The sequence below is a fragment of the Paenibacillus taichungensis genome, from assembly GCF_047302525.1.
In the GTDB taxonomy this organism is placed as follows: domain Bacteria; phylum Bacillota; class Bacilli; order Paenibacillales; family Paenibacillaceae; genus Paenibacillus; species Paenibacillus taichungensis_B.
Genome location: NZ_CP168020.1, coordinates 3,439,148 through 3,457,711 on the forward strand (window position 1 = coordinate 3,439,148; position 18,564 = coordinate 3,457,711).

13 protein-coding genes and 1 pseudogene are annotated in these 18,564 nt (G+C 44.7%); 2 read left to right on the forward strand and 12 right to left on the reverse strand.

What is annotated here, in order from left to right:
• Positions 1 to 5 precede the first annotated feature (5 nt).
• From ACDJ58_RS15375 to ACDJ58_RS15415, 9 genes and pseudogenes are all read right to left on the reverse strand, one after another.
• The gene (locus ACDJ58_RS15375) at positions 6 to 2,237 is read right to left on the reverse strand and encodes an FAD-dependent oxidoreductase (RefSeq protein WP_413379351.1); all 2,232 of its coding nucleotides are present in this window, start codon (positions 2,235 to 2,237) and stop codon (positions 6 to 8) included.
• Positions 2,238 to 2,324: 87 nt separating this feature from the next.
• A complete protein-coding gene (locus ACDJ58_RS15380; RefSeq protein ID WP_413379353.1) occupies positions 2,325 to 3,947 on the reverse strand; it encodes a response regulator in 1,623 nt (540 codons plus the stop codon).
• Positions 3,947 to 5,614: a histidine kinase gene (locus ACDJ58_RS15385; protein WP_413379355.1), complete on the reverse strand. Its 1,668-nt coding sequence runs from the start codon at positions 5,612 to 5,614 to the stop codon at positions 3,947 to 3,949. The genes ACDJ58_RS15380 and ACDJ58_RS15385 overlap by 1 nt, the downstream gene beginning before the upstream one ends.
• Before the next feature lie 166 nt (positions 5,615 to 5,780).
• Complete coding sequence (locus ACDJ58_RS15390; RefSeq protein ID WP_413379357.1) at positions 5,781 to 7,367, reverse strand: extracellular solute-binding protein; 1,587 nt, start codon at positions 7,365 to 7,367, stop codon at positions 5,781 to 5,783.
• A 65-nt stretch (positions 7,368 to 7,432) separates the two neighbouring features.
• Positions 7,433 to 8,302, reverse strand: a complete 870-nt coding sequence (locus tag ACDJ58_RS15395) for a carbohydrate ABC transporter permease (protein ID WP_413379359.1) — start codon at positions 8,300 to 8,302, stop codon at positions 7,433 to 7,435.
• Between the two features lie 13 nt (positions 8,303 to 8,315).
• The gene (locus tag ACDJ58_RS15400) at positions 8,316 to 9,263 is read right to left on the reverse strand and encodes an ABC transporter permease (protein ID WP_413379361.1); all 948 of its coding nucleotides are present in this window, start codon (positions 9,261 to 9,263) and stop codon (positions 8,316 to 8,318) included.
• A 599-nt stretch (positions 9,264 to 9,862) separates the two neighbouring features.
• A pseudogene (locus tag ACDJ58_RS15405) lies at positions 9,863 to 10,733 on the reverse strand (SDR family NAD(P)-dependent oxidoreductase).
• A 46-nt stretch (positions 10,734 to 10,779) separates the two neighbouring features.
• The gene (locus ACDJ58_RS15410) at positions 10,780 to 11,778 is read right to left on the reverse strand and encodes an NADP-dependent oxidoreductase (protein WP_413379363.1); all 999 of its coding nucleotides are present in this window, start codon (positions 11,776 to 11,778) and stop codon (positions 10,780 to 10,782) included.
• Between the two features lie 163 nt (positions 11,779 to 11,941).
• Positions 11,942 to 12,700 (reverse strand): SDR family oxidoreductase, encoded by a 759-nt coding sequence (locus tag ACDJ58_RS15415; protein ID WP_413379365.1) that lies wholly within the window; start codon positions 12,698 to 12,700, stop codon positions 11,942 to 11,944.
• A gap of 181 nt (positions 12,701 to 12,881) precedes the next feature.
• Between ACDJ58_RS15415 and ACDJ58_RS15420 the strand changes: the two genes are divergently transcribed.
• The gene (locus ACDJ58_RS15420; RefSeq protein ID WP_413379367.1) at positions 12,882 to 13,520 is read left to right on the forward strand and encodes a TetR/AcrR family transcriptional regulator; all 639 of its coding nucleotides are present in this window, start codon (positions 12,882 to 12,884) and stop codon (positions 13,518 to 13,520) included.
• Positions 13,521 to 13,994: 474 nt separating this feature from the next.
• Here ACDJ58_RS15420 and ACDJ58_RS15425 read toward each other — a convergent pair whose 3' ends face one another.
• Complete coding sequence (locus tag ACDJ58_RS15425) at positions 13,995 to 14,825, reverse strand: SDR family oxidoreductase (protein ID WP_413379369.1); 831 nt, start codon at positions 14,823 to 14,825, stop codon at positions 13,995 to 13,997.
• 97 nt (positions 14,826 to 14,922) lie between these two features.
• On the opposite strand from ACDJ58_RS15425, the gene ACDJ58_RS15430 reads away from it, so the two are divergent.
• Positions 14,923 to 15,336: a MerR family transcriptional regulator gene (locus ACDJ58_RS15430; protein WP_413379371.1), complete on the forward strand. Its 414-nt coding sequence runs from the start codon at positions 14,923 to 14,925 to the stop codon at positions 15,334 to 15,336.
• Between the two features lie 87 nt (positions 15,337 to 15,423).
• Here the strand turns inward: ACDJ58_RS15430 and ACDJ58_RS15435 are convergent, their stop codons facing one another.
• Together ACDJ58_RS15435 and ACDJ58_RS15440 are read right to left on the reverse strand one after the other, a co-directional pair.
• Positions 15,424 to 16,179 carry a class I SAM-dependent methyltransferase gene (locus ACDJ58_RS15435; RefSeq protein ID WP_413379373.1) on the reverse strand — a complete coding sequence of 252 codons (756 nt, stop codon included), beginning with the start codon at positions 16,177 to 16,179 and terminating at the stop codon, positions 15,424 to 15,426.
• Positions 16,180 to 16,196: 17 nt separating this feature from the next.
• Positions 16,197 to 18,485 (reverse strand): DEAD/DEAH box helicase, encoded by a 2,289-nt coding sequence (locus ACDJ58_RS15440; RefSeq protein WP_413379376.1) that lies wholly within the window; start codon positions 18,483 to 18,485, stop codon positions 16,197 to 16,199.
• Between the last annotated feature and the right edge of the window lie 79 nt (positions 18,486 to 18,564).

Below are 18,564 nucleotides of genomic sequence, written 5' to 3' on the forward strand. Positions count from 1 at the left end.
CGCCCTCACTTAGCGTTTTTAGGAGCAAAAAATTTTACAGCAAACACTTCATAATAAGGCGAACCATACGTTGCACAGAAATCAAACCGGATTCGGGTTACACCTTTTTCATGCACCTGATGTTTATTCAACGAAAGATAATTATCACGGATATTAATTTCACTCTCGGTTCCATCTTCTAAGGTTAAGATCACATCATAATCTTGGATAAGTGGCTCGATCGGATCGTCGAAATGCTCCAAATTCAGCTGTGAATTGAAAACAAGATGGATTTCTTCCAGATTCCTGGGGCTTGCAAAACCAAATTCCAACCATTCCTGTCCTTCCGTACGTTCAGAAATCCAGCCGTTCGGCAGACCATAAGGTCTGGAGAAGCCGTTGACGACATTCGCGGGATTATACATATCCTGGGATGGTATCAGATCCTTGAAGCAAATGCTTCTGCTGAATTTCTTCAGTCTGGACGGCTCTTCCGGTCTATAATAGAAGCTCACCGCTCCTGTCATTTTTTCTTCATTGCCGTATACGGCAAGGCTCGCCGTACCTTCCAATACGATGTAGATTTTGTCATCAGCAGGCTTCTTACAGCTGAGGTCCAGTGTAATCCAGTCATCGTGACCCGCTGAAATCACCAAGTTGTAGCCTTTCAGCTCGCTGGCGGGAATATAGTTTTCCTTCCGCTCCCCGCCAAATAGCTTCACTTGCAACGTTTCCGAATGCTCGGATCTATTTTTAATTTTGATCTGCACGCTTTCAGCCACGGATGTCTGAATCGGCAAGACCAAACATAACGCTTTCTCCAAGGAGATCTCTTCGGTTGGATGAAGATGTTCATAGCTTCGCTGAGACGAGGCACGAATCGTTAATCCGTCAGCGAAATAAGAATCCAACTGCTCTTGAAGCCCTACAATCGTTTGCCCGTCTCGAAGCAGCTGCGTCTGAAGCTCACCCATATGCGCTTTGACTATGTCCGCGGGGTCTGTATCATATTTTACGCATAACGCAGCAGCCGTTCCTACCGCCTGCCCCATACAACCACAGGTTGCCATCACCCTTGTAGACCCGAAAGCCACATGGGTAGCGCTTATATTGCGGCCAGCGAACATCAGATTAGGAATATTGCGTGAAAACAAGCTGCGGAAAGGGATATTATACAATCCTGGAACAAAATTCCACGCTGTAGCGGGTCCCTCATCGTAGATGCCTTTATTCGCATGTAGATCCATATACCAACCTCCGACGGATACAGCATCTTCGAAATGAGACTTTGCTGTAAGATCGTTCTGAGACAGCATGTGTTCCCCTATAAACCGCCTCGACTCCCGCTTTCCCGGAATCGGGCATACATAATCCAAGATGAGATTGTCTACATCATCAAACTCGCCGCTATTTTTGATATAATCCCATATCCCGTACACCAATTTCCGCAGTTCCAATGCGATGTCTTCATTATTCTTAATAATATCCATATGTCCGCCGTATTCCAGCCACCACAATCCGCCAAGTCCATTGATTTTCCTTGGAAAAGACCGATGGTTTAATCCTTTTCTGATACTATCGAAAAACTCCAGCTTCGTAATATCATACGCAAAGCCAGGCCTTTTGTAAGGAACGGAATAGTTTACGTCACGGGCTTGAAACAGAATCGTATCGCCCATCGTGTAATGATCCGCCACTTCTGGAGCAAGCTCCTCCTTGTATTCATGCTTCGCTTCTCTTCCCCATCGGAAGTCAGCACCTGCTTGGTATCCAACAATTCCATCACCGGAGCAATCGATATAGGTTGGGCTTTCAAAACGAAATTTTCTTTCGGAAGCTAATTGAAGGCCCTCCACCCATTGAATTCTGCCGTTCTCCATGCCCGTTTCATGCACACATGTATTCAGAAATAGAGAAATGTTAGGCTCATCATAAACCATGTCGAGCAAGACCGTATCCGAAAGCGAAAGCATAAGCTTCTTGTTGTATAACGGATTATAATGAAAGATCTTCAGCTTAAGTTCTTCTACCAACCCACCCTCGCGGGCATAATAGGATGGACTGTTTCCGAGATATGCCGACCCGTTGATATGAACTCTGACCTCACTGCTCGCATTTCCCCCAAGCACCGGCCGATCATTAATAAGTGAAACCTGCAGACCTTGGCGTGCAGCTGCAATGGCAGCGCATATCCCTGCAATACCTCCACCTACGACGGTTACATCTGCTTTCATAAGCTCCATTTTGATAACCTCCATGATTAGATGCTCCTATTATGGTAATGGTTTTGGCCCCTTTTTTTTTACAGGATTTCACGAAAAAATCATACATTTTTTTTTGTATTCTTATTTGGATTCGTACCGTGTCATTTTTATCCGATATTGCTTAGGTGTATCACCCGTATATTCTTTAAACAGTTTGCAAAAGTAACCTTCATTGACGATGCCTACTTCCTCGCACAATTCCAATAAAGAATAATCCCGGACGTTTAACAACTCGAGAGCGAGATGGATTTTTTTACGGTTGATGTAGCTGATCACGCCTTCGCTCATTGTTTTTTTGAATAAGCTGCTAAAATACGATGGCGCTAGATTCACTTCCTCCGCAATTGCCTCCAACGTTAAGCGTTGTTTCAGGTTTTTCTCGATAAAATGCATAGCACTCATGATTTCTGCACGATGTAATAGTTGGCCCGCTTGTACGTATTCGAATGTGAAGTCACCAATATAGGCGAGCTGCTCCTGAAAAGCCATAAATTCCATGGGGAAGTCTGGGACTTCCGTGGCCATCTTGTTCCCTGATTTAAACTTTACGGTAATGTCTCTGTACAAGTCTCTAATCATTGGCGCCATGATGGACTTGTGGATTTTATGGTCCGAAACAAATTGAGACAGATCGGCAAGTGCATTCTCCAGCTCTTCCTTGGAAATCTTCCTTTTCATCCGTATAAGAAAATCAGCCAGCTTCTGCTGAAAGTCTGCTTTTTTGTCATTATGGTATTGGAACCGATGCATCGGTGTTTTTACTACTTTCTCGGAATGATAATAGAAATCCTCACTCACATTTTTAGCTTCCGTGTACGCCTGTTTGATCGATTCCCAGCCTCGGTGTGTTCCGCCAAAAGCGACAGATACCCTTTGATTCAAATATTGATGCAAATGAGAGACGATCTGCCCTCCCAAGGATAGACAAGCATATTCCGTTTCCATATCACTGCGGTTATTTTCCCAGGATAGAAAGCCAATAAAACGATTATCGGACAGATCCGCAGCTACCCCACTACCACCATTCATCACCGTTTCTTCGATGATATTCGTAATCGCATATTTCAAGATGTTTTGATCTGTGGCTGCGTATTCGTTTCGGAAACTTTCATACGTATTCATTTCAACGATGAAGCAGCAATAGTTGGCTTGAAAGAAATGAAACTGCATTCGATTAGCAAAATCCGATGCCCGATGAGAAGGAATTTCGCCTCTGATCAGTTCGTTGAAAAATTGCTTGCGCACTCTATATTTGTTTTCAAGCACGGATACGTTTAAAGATTGAAATTCCGCTTCTTTTTTCTTAAACTCATTTAAAATTCCGGCTGCTTTATCCAAAGCTCGATTCAAATCTGCTTCCCTCAGCGGAACCTTTACAATGTACTCCAATACGTTGGCTTGAATAGCTCGCTGGGCGTATTCAAAGGATGAATAGGCGGTCAAAAGTATGTATTGCGTATGGGGGAGCTCCGCCTTGAGCTGCTCAATCATGGAGATTCCGTCCATTCGCGGCATAACGATATCGGATATGACGATGTCCGGCTTAAGTTTTATGATCTCCTCGATCCCATTCAGCCCATTATTCGCTTTGCCCACTAGAACAAATCGCTTATCCCTATGAGAGAGTTCATTAAAAAACAATTCCAATCTTTGAATGATCAGGTCTTCATCGTCAACAATGAAGCAGGTATAGTCTCTCACCATTATGCATCTCCTTTTTGCAATTCTGCCGGGAATAAAGCGCGTATACGGGTTATTTCCTTAGGTATGCTAATGATTTGCAGTCCGAATTGATTGCCATAGTGAAGTCTTATTCGGCCATGAATATTATTTAGCCCGATCCTTTTCCTTTTTAATTCCATTTCACTCGGTTCTGAGATTAAAATATGCTTTATTTTATCAGCTGGAATCCCCTCGCCTTGATCAACAACTTCTATGATGACGATACTGTCCTCCCTGTACGCATGAATCGTAATAGGTCCCTCAATTCCCCCTCCGTTATAACCATGGAAGATGCTGTTCTCCACAAGAGGCTGCAGCAGCATTCGAAAAACCGGAAAATCCATTAACCCTGCTTCGATATTTTCAATCAAGTGGAAGTTTCGGTTATACCGAACGTTCTGGATCTCGATATAGTCCGCTACATTACGTAGTTCCTGACTTAAGGAAACCTTCTCTGAAGCATCGTCTATCCCGTATTCCAATAATGAAATGAGCGATCCGATCACCACATCTACTTTCTCTATTTGTCCGAGACGTATAACGTTGCTGATCGAACCAAGTGTGTTATACAGAAAATGAGGGTTAATTTGAGACTGTAGCACCTGGATTTCCAACTTCCGCTCAAGCTCATTATGAAGTTCCGCTCCCCGAATCAGTTCCACAATTTGCTGCAGCATACGATCGAATGCTCGTGAAAGATCTCCAAACTCATCGTTTCGATTAACCGTAATTGTCGTTGTGAGTAAACCCTGCTCCACTTGCTTCATTTTTGTTTTGAGTGTATAGAGTGGTTTCCTTATATATTTGGCAACCAAAAAAGAAATGATCAAACTTAAGAGAAGACCTGCAGCTAGAAGCTCAATATAATAGGTTTCCAATCTGGACAAAGCTGCTTTCAAGCGTGATTCATCATTGATTGAGATTATGGTCCAGTTGAATTTCTCCGTCGGTTTTTTCAGAAGGGAGACCGGAATGCCATCCATGGTATGCAGTTGAAGACTTGTTTCTGTCGTATCCAGGATTTGTTCAGCTGACGTTTCCCCGATCGAAAACGTATGATCTTGAATATTCAGTAGTCCTTTATTTTCAGAAAATCCGGCAATGATTTTACCTGACGCTGTGATCAGAGCCAGATTCATTTGTTCTTGTTTATTAATCTTGAACAAGGTTTCTTCAATGGCATTTAGATCCAAGTCAACCGCAATGGCCATTGGAAACGGAGCACCGTTTAGATATCGAACCATCGTAACGGTCCAGCCAGAATACTTCGATTTGTATGGTTCACTAACAAAGGTAGTCCTTCTGTTCTTATCAGCCGCATCAAACAAAGGTTCTCTTTCAGATAAAGGTTCATCGAATATTCGAGTAGCTGTACTTCCGCCTAGAATGGATAAATCGCATTTGATCAAATAAATATTACTGACGTAATTACTATTGAGTTCATACAGTTCTCTTAATTGCTTTTTAATCACTTCCGCATTGTCAATATTGGCTTTCACTGATGTTTCGACTGAGAAGAGAATCGTCTGGAAGGAAGAAAAATTAACAGTGAAGTACTGGTCTACCTTGTCAAGGATTTGGTTGGTGTAAAAAATGTCATTGGTTCTTATTTCCTTTTGGACATAGCGATAAGACAATTGGCTTATCAAGATTATGCACCCTAATACAAATGCAAACACGAGAAAAAATAATTTTAAAGGCAAGCTGATTCTTCTTCGCATCCATCATCTTCCTTTTAATTCTATAGTAAACTAAGAATAGCATATGCTAATAAAGAGAGGGGCTACGAATAGCCACTCTCTTTGTTTATTTATTTTACTTGATAAGGCCGGCTTCTTTAAATTGTTTGATTGCTGTTTCCTTATATTTCTGCATGTCAAACTTGGTATCCAACGTTTGGAGGAAATTGTCCCAGTTGGAAAGAGGCTCTTTGCCCGTCATAAATTTAACTAAACTTTCATTAATGAAACGTGTGCGGTCAGCATCCAAGGTATCGCTGGGGTCTGGGGTCAATAAATTTCCGGGCAACGTTGGCCCCACATATTGCTGATTGTCCTTGAAAGCTTCCGCCGTCTTAGGATTCTGGAAGCTGAAGTACTCCGCATCATCACCACGGCGTGGCATTCTATAATGATCGACCCACAGGTACTTCTCTTTCATTTCCTTCGATAACTCGGAGGTTTTATTTTTGATCTTGCCGTCCACTACATCCCAATGAATACCTTTAATTCCGTATGCAAAATTCGGATAAGCCTCTTCGTCTGTAAAGAGATAATTCAGCATGGACAAGATCCGAATGATTTTGTCCTTATCCGCTTTCGCGGAAATGGCCCATGAATTGCCTTGGAATGATTTTCTTTCTACAATTTGATCCCCGTAAGGACCTTTCATCGGAGGAATGACGATCCATTCCGGCACCTCGCCACTAATCTCTTTCATTTTCTGCTGATAATCCGGCTCCAGCCTACGGGCATCTCTGATCATGAAGCCAACTTTACCCTTAAACATCTTTTGGTCCAACAGATCAGGTGAATTCATCGTCACCCAGTCTGGGTCTACCACGTTGGCTGCCATCATTTTGTTAATGTAAGCAAGCGCCTCTTTCATTTTGGGATCGATAAACAGGAATATCGGTTCATTATCTTTTATTTCGATGGCCGAAGGAGGATTGACGCCAAACATCCACATCAAGCTATCGAAGCCGTAGGTTTGCAGATTACCTTCTTTGTTCATACCGCCGATGAATCCGTACGTATCGTTTTTGCCATTACCGTCCGGGTCTTTCTCTGTAAAGGCTTTCATAACTTCGAACAGCTCATCCGGTGTCGTTGGCACTTCCATATTCAGCTTTTTCAGCCAATCATTACGGATGAAAAAGCTTCGGCTGATCCCGTTAACATTATCATAGCCTGGAACTCCGATCGTTTTTCCTTGATAGGACATTGCCTCCCAGGAGTCGTTGCCAAACCGTTTCTGTAATTCAGGGAATTGATCCAGATACGGTGTCAAATCCGCAAGAACGCCTTGGTCATAATATTGCGCGAGATCAGCCCGACTCTTCAAGAAGATCAAATCTGGAATATCTCCGCCTGCAATGAGCGTATTCAGTTTGGTTGTTGCTTGCCCAGCTTGAGGAATCATCATATCCAAGTCGATGTTCATCTCTTTTTCCAACATTTGACGTTGAACATCTTCATCACGTGGAGGTACCGGAGCAGCAGCGTTGAAAGTGCCTTGGTTAAACATTGAGATTTTCATTTTGGTTGCAAACTGGCCAGACTGCCCTTGCGAATTACTCGAAGCTGTCGATGTAACTTCTTCATTTCCCCCACATCCTGACAATAGCGTTCCCAATCCTAAGATTGCCGACAGAATAGCAAATGAAATCTTCTTACGCTGCATATTGACCTCTCCTTTGCTTGTATATTATCACGGTTTCCCCGTAATAAGTTAGGTTGGAACACCTTTTAACCTTTAACGGAACCCAAGAGCACACCTTTGGTAAAATGCTTTTGTAAAAATGGGTAAACGATTAAAATCGGAATCGTAGTCACAACAACTGTAGCCATTTGTACAGCGAAGGTACTAACGGCTCCGGAATTGGCGAGTGATTCAGCGCTTTGTGTTGCGACGTTAAGCAGGATGTTGCGCAAGACTACTTGAAGCGGCATGAAGTTGGAATCATTGATATAAACAATAGCATCGAAATAACTGTTCCAATGTCCTACTGCGTAAAATAAAGAAATGGTGGAAATGACGGGCAAAGACAGTGGTAAAATGATCCGCCATAACGATTGAAGTTCACTTGCACCGTCAACCCTCGCTGATTCCTCGATTTCACCAGGCAATTGCTCGAAAAAGCCTTTAATGATCACCAGATTAAATGCACTAATGAGATTTGGAATAATCAATACCCACGGACTGTTTAGCAACCCCAGAGAGCGAATTAGTAGATAAGTCGGAATTAACCCCCCACTAAACATCATGGTAAACACAATGAATAGTAAAAACGGACTGCGTCCCGGCAAATATTTTTTGGATAACGGATAAGCTGCTAAGACCGTAAAAAACACATTAAGCATCGTGCCTACAATCGTTCGAAACAACGTAATTTTATACGCCTGCCAGATCCCATGAGAGATGAATACTTCTTTATAGGCCAGAAAGGTAAAAGATTCTGGTATAATAACGATCCCTCTTCTTAACACTTCCGATTCTGGCGTCACTGAGACAGCAATCACATACAGAAAGGGTAGTAAGCAAAGTAGGGATAAAAAAATAAGAATAACATAAACGACGGATTGCCAAACTTTTTCCCCGATTGTCAAATTGATCATTTTAAAAACCACCTCACCAAATTTGCCCATCGAATTTTTTGGCGAGCTTATTTGCTGCCAAAACTAAACCAAATCCAATGACAGCTTTAAACAATCCTACAGCAGTAGCCAAGCCAATTTTAAGACGCTCCAACCCTTCACGGTATACCCATGTGTCGATAATGTCGATCTTCTCCTGGTTAAAGGTGTTGGCAAACATGAATATTTGGTCAAATCCAGCATCCAGAATATGGCTTAATTTAAGAATCAGCATCAGAATAATGACTCCTCGAATGCCGGGTAAAGTGATGTGCCAGAGCTGTCTCCATTTGGAAGCGCCATCCATTCGAGCCGCTTCATATAAGCTTGGATCAATACCTGCTAATGCGGCGAGGTACAGTATCGCTCCCCATCCAATGTCCTTCCATATTTCAGATGCGATGACCAGCAGTCTTCCCCAAGCAGGCTCCGTTAGAAATGAAATGGGCTGAAAACCACTTTCCTTCAAAATCATATTAAAAAGGCCATCGCCTGGGGCTAATAATGCTACCATCAATCCATATACAATGACCCAAGACAGAAAGTGGGGTAAATAAGTAATTGTTTGTACGATTTTCTTAAACCAATGGGTATGAACTTCATTGAGCAGTAAAGCAAGTAAGATGGGAGCTGAGAAACCGAACAATAGCTTATAGAGCGATATAACAATCGTATTTTTCATGATGTCCCAGAAATAAACGCCGTTCATAAAATCCGTAAAATTTTTGAATCCCACCCACGGGCTATCCCATACTCCCAAAGCCAGGTTGTAGTTTTTAAAAGCAATCAATATTCCCGCCATAGGAATGTATTTGAATACGGCAAAGTAAATTAAGGCCGGTAATAAGAGAGCATACATCACTTTATATTTTTGGATCGTCCTTATCCATGACTTCCGCTTTTTGGAGAGGGGAATGGCGTCCGCTGTCAATTTCGCTTGCATATCATCACCTCGTCTTTATTTGTATTTGTATATTAGCACCCCCCTATCGGATAAATTTCTGAAATTTCAAGAATTTCTTATAAGATATTAAGGAAGTGTGCCTTGGATCGTTCCAAGAGCTCATCCCGGGAAGCGGGACAAGAACTTGTACCGCTAAAATGCATACGAAAATGAATCGAAGTTTCAAATCAATAACGTTGAGAATTAGCAAAGCCAGTTGCTTTATATTTGCAAAACAGTTCTGGAGCAGAAAATACTTACACAGCAGAACCATCTACTACCACAACTATTGATGGTAAATATCAATTAACAACCCATATTCAATATGGAGAAAAGTATCCAAGAAGTTTTTTAAATATCATTACACCAGATGGTCAAAGGCAACTCGAACTTATATTCAGAGAAAACTAGCCTTCTTGGATAGTTTAGATTAATGATGATAGAAATATAAAAACAAAAAAATCGTTGCCTAAGTACGAAGTAGGCAACGATTTTTTTGTTGAGTATAACATTGACAGCAAGGCGTTTGATTCATTCCAGTTAGGGAACGTAGTGAACATTGCATCAATCAGGGTAATTAAACAAACAACTTTTCATTTTTAAAGATAACTCGGAACATTCCCACCAAGAAATTCATGGTTATATGTATCAGAGATTTTATCCAGCACACGCTGCGCATGTTCTGTAAATTTTAAGTCCGCAACCCGATCTTTCAACAAAAACACGCCGGTCTCATTGTTGTGTATGCCGAGGGCCCCCTCAAATAATAGGTTGGGGCCATGGGTAGGCGGAGAGGAAAAAAACCTCATAAATAGTTCAAACCATGCGGTAAGTCCGGAATCTTTTCCTTTTCTTAGCGTGTTGTTAATTCCCTGGTCAACGCTGCGGATCTTGATGCCTTCCTTGGCAAGTTTGGGGGCGACGGCTTGAGTCCACAACGAAAGAGCCAGCTTTGAAGTTGCATAGGGGCCAAACATTTTGCGGAAGGTTTGGGGATGCTCTAAGTTATCGATCGTAAACACCTTCGTAAATCTAAGGGCCTGCGATGAAGTGTTAATAACCGTTTTTAAGCTGCCGTTTTTCAACAGCTCCTTCAATTCCATCAGAATGATATAAGGAACGACCGTCAACAACTCATAATGCATTTCGCAACCTTGTTTCGAATAGCGCAGCTCACTTAAGCCTCCTCCGGCGTTGTTGAACAAAATATCGATCCGCTGCTCCTTGCCTTTGATTTCTTCCAAAGAGTGTCTCAAACTGCCATAATCGGTGAGATCCTTCACTTTATAGGCTCGAAGCCATCCGTCTTTTAGATGATTTTGGATGAATCTATCGTCCGCCGGAAAATTCGACCGGTTCAAAGCAATCACCTGCCAGTTCTCCGACAGTAATTTCCGGGTCAATGCCAACCCGATCCCACTACTTGCGCCTGTAAATCAGTGCGATATGTTCTCGTTGATTCGTATTCAATGTATATCCTCCATCCTTCTGAATTTTTACCGGTTATTTGCGCACATCAGTCGGTGGCGGGCAGGAGGATCAACTTGCCGTGGGCACGCCCACTCTGACTGATTTCGACAGCTGAACGCCATGCGTCGAGTGCGAAAGTCTTGCCGACCGGAATAGAGAAATTGCCATCGGCTGCGTATTGGGCAAAATCGCCGACAACGTCATAACGCAGGGTATGTAATTCTCCATAGCTGGCGCGAACGCCAAATTCAGCGGCTGCGGCGAAATCGCTGACGGTTAGGACGCGCTGGGGATGCCCATTGACGATTTGGATCAGATCTATCAATGAACCGCTGATTGGTGCGGTATCCAGGGCGAGATCAACCGGCTGCTTCGCCAGTTCGGTCACTCGTTCGACCATTCCATCATCGTACGAGGTCACCATCGCTCCCATTGCGCGGAGTTTGTCGGCGTAGGTGGTACCAGCGGTTGCGACCACACGTGCACCGCGCATGAGCGCAATCTGGACGGCGGCGAAGCCTACCGTTGTGCCGGCTCCGTGTACGAGTATGGTCTGTCCCGACCCCACTCCGAGAGAATCAATGCCTCGGTAGGCGGTTTCGACCGCCATTGGCAATGCTGCAGCCTGTACAAAGTCGAGTCCGGCCGGGATGCGGAACCAGTAGTACATGATCGCTCGGTCGGACGCACCGGCGCTCGATCCACTCATGAAATCGGCGGCACCCAGAACGGCATCGCCGATGGCGACATCGGTTACGCCCTCTCCGATTGCGTCTACAATGCCTGACACGTCGAGCCCAATTCCGCGAGGCAAGGGCAGTTGACCGGCAAAGTGTCCGCGACACATCCCCCAGTCAACCGGATTTAACCCACAAGCGCGTACACTCACGCGAATGCGTCCCGGACCTGGTTCTGGGATCGCCACCTCCTCCAAGCGCAAGACATCAGTCGGTTCGCCGTAGTCGTGGAACCGGATTGACCGCATGGTAATAGAACTGGACGCCTGATTCTTTAAATCTTTGATAGAATTATCTAAATTCTCCATTTCAATGTTTCCTCCATTTTACTCTACTGGAATAGTGTCCTTCGTGAATTCGAACGGTCTTCCAAGGAAAAGGCAGGAGAGATACACGAAAATCCATAACCTTCCTGCCCGCGCATTAATAGAATTGAGAAGAAACCCTGTGCCAACTGCGAACGGAGAGTGCTCAGATCTGGGAGCCGCCTCCGTCAACAGGGAACTCAGCCCCGGTGGTAAAGGTGGCCTCAAATGCTAGGAATGATACGGCTTTGGCGACCTCGACCGGATCGCCGAAACGCAGCATTGGGATCTGCTGTTTTGTCTGCGCCCCGATCTGTTCTGCAGCTTCCTTCGGCATCGACCTTTCCAAGATACCGGTGTCGATGGGGCCGGGGCTTACCGCGTTAACGCGAATCTTTCGCGGTAACAGCTCGCGAGCCAGACTGCGAGTCATGGAGCGCAACGCTGCTTTACTGGCCGAGTACGCACTGATCATCGGGATACCCAATACGTTCGTGATAGAGGTAGTGAGCACCACGCCACTTCCTGCGTTTAGCAATGGGGCGAGTTTCTGTACGGTGAAGTACGGACCTTTAGCGTTAATTGTATGTAACTCGTCGTACACATCCTCGGACATGGATTCGAAGGGGACGTAGCGCGTGATGCCGGCGTTAACGAACAGGGCATCGATCATGCCGAACTCGGCCTTTACCCGGTCGGCTAACTCGACGATATCCGTCAACGACGCGGCGTCGCTCAGCACTGTGACCGCGTTGTTGCCGAGTTCTTCACGAGCCGAGTCGAGCTTAGCCTGAGTACGTCCGGTGATCAGAACGCGTGCTCCTTCATCCACTAATAACTTCGCCGTTGCGAGGCCAAGTCCGCTGCTTCCTCCCGTGATCACGACTTTCTTCCCGGAGAATTTGCCCTTACTGAATTGTTCCATTTGAATCGTCCTCCCTTTGAGTAATCCGCAAGCGGATGATTAGGTACAGGACCGATTATATAGTAATTATTTTATTAAGTAAACAATTTTAATACATTTAGTTCATTTAATAAATTGTATACATAAATGGCGGCAAGTTTGTTATAATGATATTGATAGGCATAAAGGGAGGTACTTACCTTTGAGAAAAGCTGTGAGTGTTGATACATATGTGGAAAAAATAAAACCCATAATTAGAAGAACAAAATTCAGCCAACTGAAAGTCGACGATCTCGCAAAATATATGGATATTAGCAAAGTGACACTCTATAAGCATTTTTCCTCTAAAGACGACATCATCGAACAAGTTGTGGATTATTACATTGAATACGCAAAGAATGCTGACACCGTTGTCGAAGACGACTCCGTTTCTTATTTGGATCGTTTTCAAATCACATTTTTACAATCTTTTATGTGTGCCACGTATATCTCTGATTTATTCTTGCAAGATCTAAAGGAATTTTATCCGCACCATTTCGAGAATTTGTCAGTTGCCCTACAAAATCGGAATAAAAGCTTACAAACTTTTTTTGAATCAGGAATGGAGCAACAGATTTTCAACAGAATGAATGCCGTGTTATTTATGGTTCAAGATGACGCTGTGCTGCGGCGCTTTATCGAGCCATCATTTTCAATTCAGTATGACATCACCTTGAAGCAAGCGATTATGGATTTCTACCGCATGAAGCAGTATCAATTGCTAAAACCTGAATATCTGAAGATGATAGACGACTCCGCTGTTGAAAGGAAAATCGTTAATATATTGCAAACCATTTCATAAATGTCGTATTTTTACGCACCCGAAGAAAAGCAAAATGCCTTGGTCGCAGGACCAAGACTATCCAGTTTAACACGTCTCGGTGGTTAAAGCCGAGGCGCTTATTTGCAGTTGCGTCAAAATAAAAAGGCTCAAAAATACTTTGTGTAACCTCTCAAACCTACTAAAATGAATGCGACTTGTTCTTGTCCTTTTCTGCAATCGGTACAAGTTCTTGTGCAAATGAGAGAATAAATTTTGTTTTATAACCAGCATTAATTCCAGAAGAAACTAAACGACCCTTCCCCGGTAGAATACCAGGAAACGGTCGTAGCTTAAGTTGTCTTTTTTCGTGTTTACTTGACTGGGTTATGACTATTAATGCGACTTTCTTTATATATACGTTGTTGTCATTTCATTCTCATTCCTTCCTTCCAATTCCCTTGCGAAACGCCAAGATGCGATCGTTATTTTTTTGTGAACTACATTTATCTAACGCTATTTTGTGAAATAATGTCCTTGCTCCAGATCTGCGAGAAGTCCATGCTGGACAGGCTTCCAGCCGAGAAGCTCCTTCGTCCCTTCACTTGATCTTGCTAAGTCAAGCGAAGCGACCATGCCTAGAAAACCGAAGATTGCTTGCGCTTCTTCAGGCGGGATGCTGACTACTGGCACATCCACATGACGACCAATGGCTGCGGCAATGTCGCTGAACGCAATGCCTTCATCGTGCACGCCATCCAGTCGTGAGCCTGCAGGCGCAGATTCTACAGCGAGGCGGAACAAAACTGCCGCATCCAAGCGATGAATCGCTGGCCAACGGTTAGAGCCGTCTCCAATGTAAGCCGAAGAGCCTCTTTCCTGAGCGATCCGGATTAATTCCGGCACGAAGCCTTTATCTCCTTCTCCATGAACGGAAGGTGCAAGCGAGACGATCGATGCTCTCACGCCTTGTTCTATAAACGCAAGTGCCGCATCCTCCGATGTTTTGCCATTCGCATGTGCTGTAATAACAAGTGGTTTACCGGAGCTGGCAAGCGCCTCTCCCATTGCTTCGATGGCGCGTAGATCAGTTGCCAGTGATGCGTCGAAATTAGAGAAATCGTGGTTAAATGCCAGATGAATAACGCCGTCTGAAGTGGCTGCACAGCTGCGCAGTAAATCCAGATCCTCTAAAACACCGCGAGCCACCTCAGCTCCCAAGCTTTCTAATACGTGAGCACCACTCTCCGAACGGGTCAGACCAACTACCTGATGGCCCGCACCGATGAGTTCGCGGACAACGGCTGTACCAATATAACCTGCTGCACCAGTAACGAATATACGCATAATATTTTAACGCCTCCTTAAGCATTTGACGAAGATATGACTTCAGTCTAAACTATGAAGTGAACTCTAAGGCAAGCGTTTGGAGGTATGATTTCATATGAAAATTCAAGAATTAGCAGATTTGATGGGTTTAACCCCCCATACCATTCGATTTTATGAGAAGGAAGGCTTGCTTGATAGCAGGCATATTCAGCGAGAGAAGAATAATTACCGCAACTACTCAGACGAAGCAATTGAGCGGTTAAGGCTGATTAAGAAATTTCAAGGCATCGGCTGCTCGTTAGCCGAGCTGAAGACGATTTTGCAGGATCACGATACGAACGCACGCACCAACCATGAAGTAATTGAATGGATTCTTCAGAAGATTAATGAGATCGAGCGCAAGAAGGAAGAATACGATCATATGCTTGTAACGCTGAATTGGATGCTGACATACAGGAAGCTGCTGAATGAAGATCCACAACAAGCTGAGGCTATGATGGCCGAATTACGTCTTAAAATCAACATCTAGGCGTACAATCGTGAAAAGCTTTATGGACGTAAATTCCACAAACATACCCAGGTATAGCTTAAGGCTATACCTGGGTATCATTTGGAACTATACTTCTCCCCAAAAAATCTCAGTTTCATAATCGAATTCAACAATACCATCTTGATTATTTCTATCAAATAGATTCCGAAGTTCTGTCATCATGGGATCATAATTTGCATGCCCGGGTACAGGGCTGTAGGAAGAGGATAGCAACCGGCCTTTCAAGCCCTCGAAATCGAACTCCTGACTCATTCTGAATCGCATTTTATGCATTGAACCTTCCTTGAAAAAAGAGAGCAGCATCGTCTGAGAAATATTTTTATGATTGACTTTTTCGTAGTCGGTTCCGTAAGTATGAAGCAGATGATTGTACTCTTCACGAAATGGAGTACCGTTTGTAAGACGTGAATTCCAGATGAGTATTACTCTCCCACCTGGCCGTAGAATTCTGCGAAACTCGATTTGTGCTGCGGAGCGATCGAACCAGTGAAATGCCTGAGCGCAGACAATAAACTCAACCGACTGATCAGGTAATCCAGTAGATTCTGCAGAACCTGATGTACTCTGAAATTTCAGATTACTTTCTAACATTTGCTCGGCGGCTTCCCGCATTGCCTGATTTGGCTCGACCGCGATCACATAGCTTCCGCGTTCCAGAAGTAGCTTTGAGATGATCCCAGTACCTGAACCGATGTCTGCTATGTTACTGTTCGCACGTAAACCGACGACGTCGTACAAATAGTCGATAGCCTCTTTTGGATAGCTCGGGCGGTATTTTAAATACGAATCGACCCGGCTCGAAAACCGTTCTCTACTGTTCATCGATCGTCACGCTCCCATCAATATTTTGACAGCCTATGTACCGGCCACAGTACCAACCTCAAAATCTCGCGTCCCCAAAAAGCAAATACCGTCGTTCCGGTCCATGAGCTGCGCTTATCTTGGCTGTATTGATCGTTGATCATATAAGTCCGAGTCGAAATAGGACTCTTCAGACCGAACTGTTCCCATTTCGCCGGATCATTCGAACCTCCAAGTTTTCTAAGCATATTCGCCGACTCATGATCTATTTTAGCCGGAATTTGCTCGAATGCTTGGGTGATTTGCGTATGAAACTCGTCGATCGGGTTGCGACTGGTAATGCTCTCGAGATGGATGCTTTCGCGAATGTAAGAAACGTATGCCAGATGGTCAGCCCAGAACTCGTCGATATAAAAAAGCCGTACCCGCTGCTCCGATGGGCTCATCGGTCTCTCGCCTTTCAATATTCCGAGCCGTTCTTCGTATAGGATTCGCCTCTGATCCTCCACCATATCCGAATAACAGTTCAATTCCCGCTGAATATCGAAATTTTGACCTATGATAACGCGCTGAATATGCTCGATTTTGCTGCGGAGCGCCGGATCATCAAGAACCTCGTCCTGCCTGGGAGCGCGAAACAGTCTATGAATGCCGAAGCGAAACATCAACTCGTCTTCCAGGCTTATATAAAATACGGAAGCTCCCGGATCACCTTGGCGGCCGGAACGCCCGCGCAGCTGGTTATCAATCCGCATGCTTTCGTTCACATATGTACCTATCACGTATAATCCCCCCAGCTCGGCAACCACTTCTGCCTGCGCTGGGTTGCCGCCGCCGAGACGAATGTCGACGCCGCGTCCTGCCATATTCGTAGATACCGTTACGGCGCCGATTTCTCCCGCTTTGGCGATGATTTCGGCTTCTTTCGCATCGTTTTTCGCATTCAGAACCTGGCAAGGTACGCCGGCAACGGCAAGCGCCTCCGCCAGAATGTCAGACTCCTCGACGCTTGACGTACCAATAAGAATGGGGCGTCCCACCCTATGGACGGAAGAGATTTCTTGTACAAGCGCCTTATATTTGGCTTCTTTATGGGTGTAAATTCGGTGCTTGTGGTCGATCCGTATGTTTGGCTGGTTCGGCGGAATTTGCACGACCTGCAGCGCATAGATATCTTCGAATTCCATTGCTGAAGCGTGCGCCGTAGCCGTCATTCCGCAAATTCCTGAGTACAGGCTAATGAAGTGTTGAATGGTGATCGTACCGAGAATTCTACCACCGGCCTTCCACTGCAACCCTTCTTTCGCCACCAGTGCAGCTTGCAGCCCGTCCGGCAAATACCTGTTCTCAGCCACACGGCCGGTATGTTCTTCGATTAGCTCAATTTCACCGTCCCGGACGATGTAATCGACGTCTTTTTTTAATAACGATTCCACATGCAGCGCACAATTCAATGACGTTAACAAATGACTATTATGGCTATCGTACAAATTGCCGCATCCCAGCAGCAACTCCGCTTTCGCAGCACCCGCATCATTCAAGTAAACGTTCCGCTGGAACTCGTCAAAATCGTAATGCTCTGCTGGCTGCAGCTGCCGGGCCACTTCTGCGAAAAGAACGCCGTCACTCTTGGAAGCGCTCGAATCGCCACTAATGACTAACGGCACCCGTGCTTCGTCAAGAAGCAGTGAATCCGCTTCGTCGACGATGACGTAGTGGAAAGGACGGTGTACGGTATCAGCTACATTGAATGCTATTGTGTCACGCAAATAATCGAACCCTGCTTCTTTAGCCGTAACATAGGTTATATCCTTGGCGTAAGCTTCCTGTTTCTCCAACAGTCTCATGCCCGCTTGAACCGAACTTACCGTTAACCCGAGGTAGCGGTAGATTGGGCCCATCCACTCTGCATCTCGATTTGCCAAGTAGTCGTTAAATGTGAGCACATGAACGCCTTCGCCTGTCAACGCGTTTAGATAAGCAGGCATAACAGCAGAGAGGGTTTTTCCTTCACCGGTATGCTGCTCGATCAAAAATCTCTCGTGCAAAGCAATAGCAGCCATAACCTGGACATCGTAAGGCTGTAATCCGAGTGTCCTCTTCGCAGCCTCGCAGACTAACGCATAAGCATCAACAAGCAACTCATCCAAATGCGTGCCTAATCTTGCTTCTTCTTGCAGCCGAAGGGATTCCGCTTGCAGGCGCTGATCGTCCCAAGCTTCCAAATTCCGTTTCCTGATAAGCTCCACTTTGTCTCGATAGTCTTTCAACAAACGTCGGGTATCGCGCTCTTTGAATTCACGTATCAACTTGGCGACTACATTCATCGGAATTTGATTCCTCCTCAGTAGAAATAAGCGGTTTTAAATATGGCTTTTTAAGCGGCTTCCATTCCGTATATCCTCA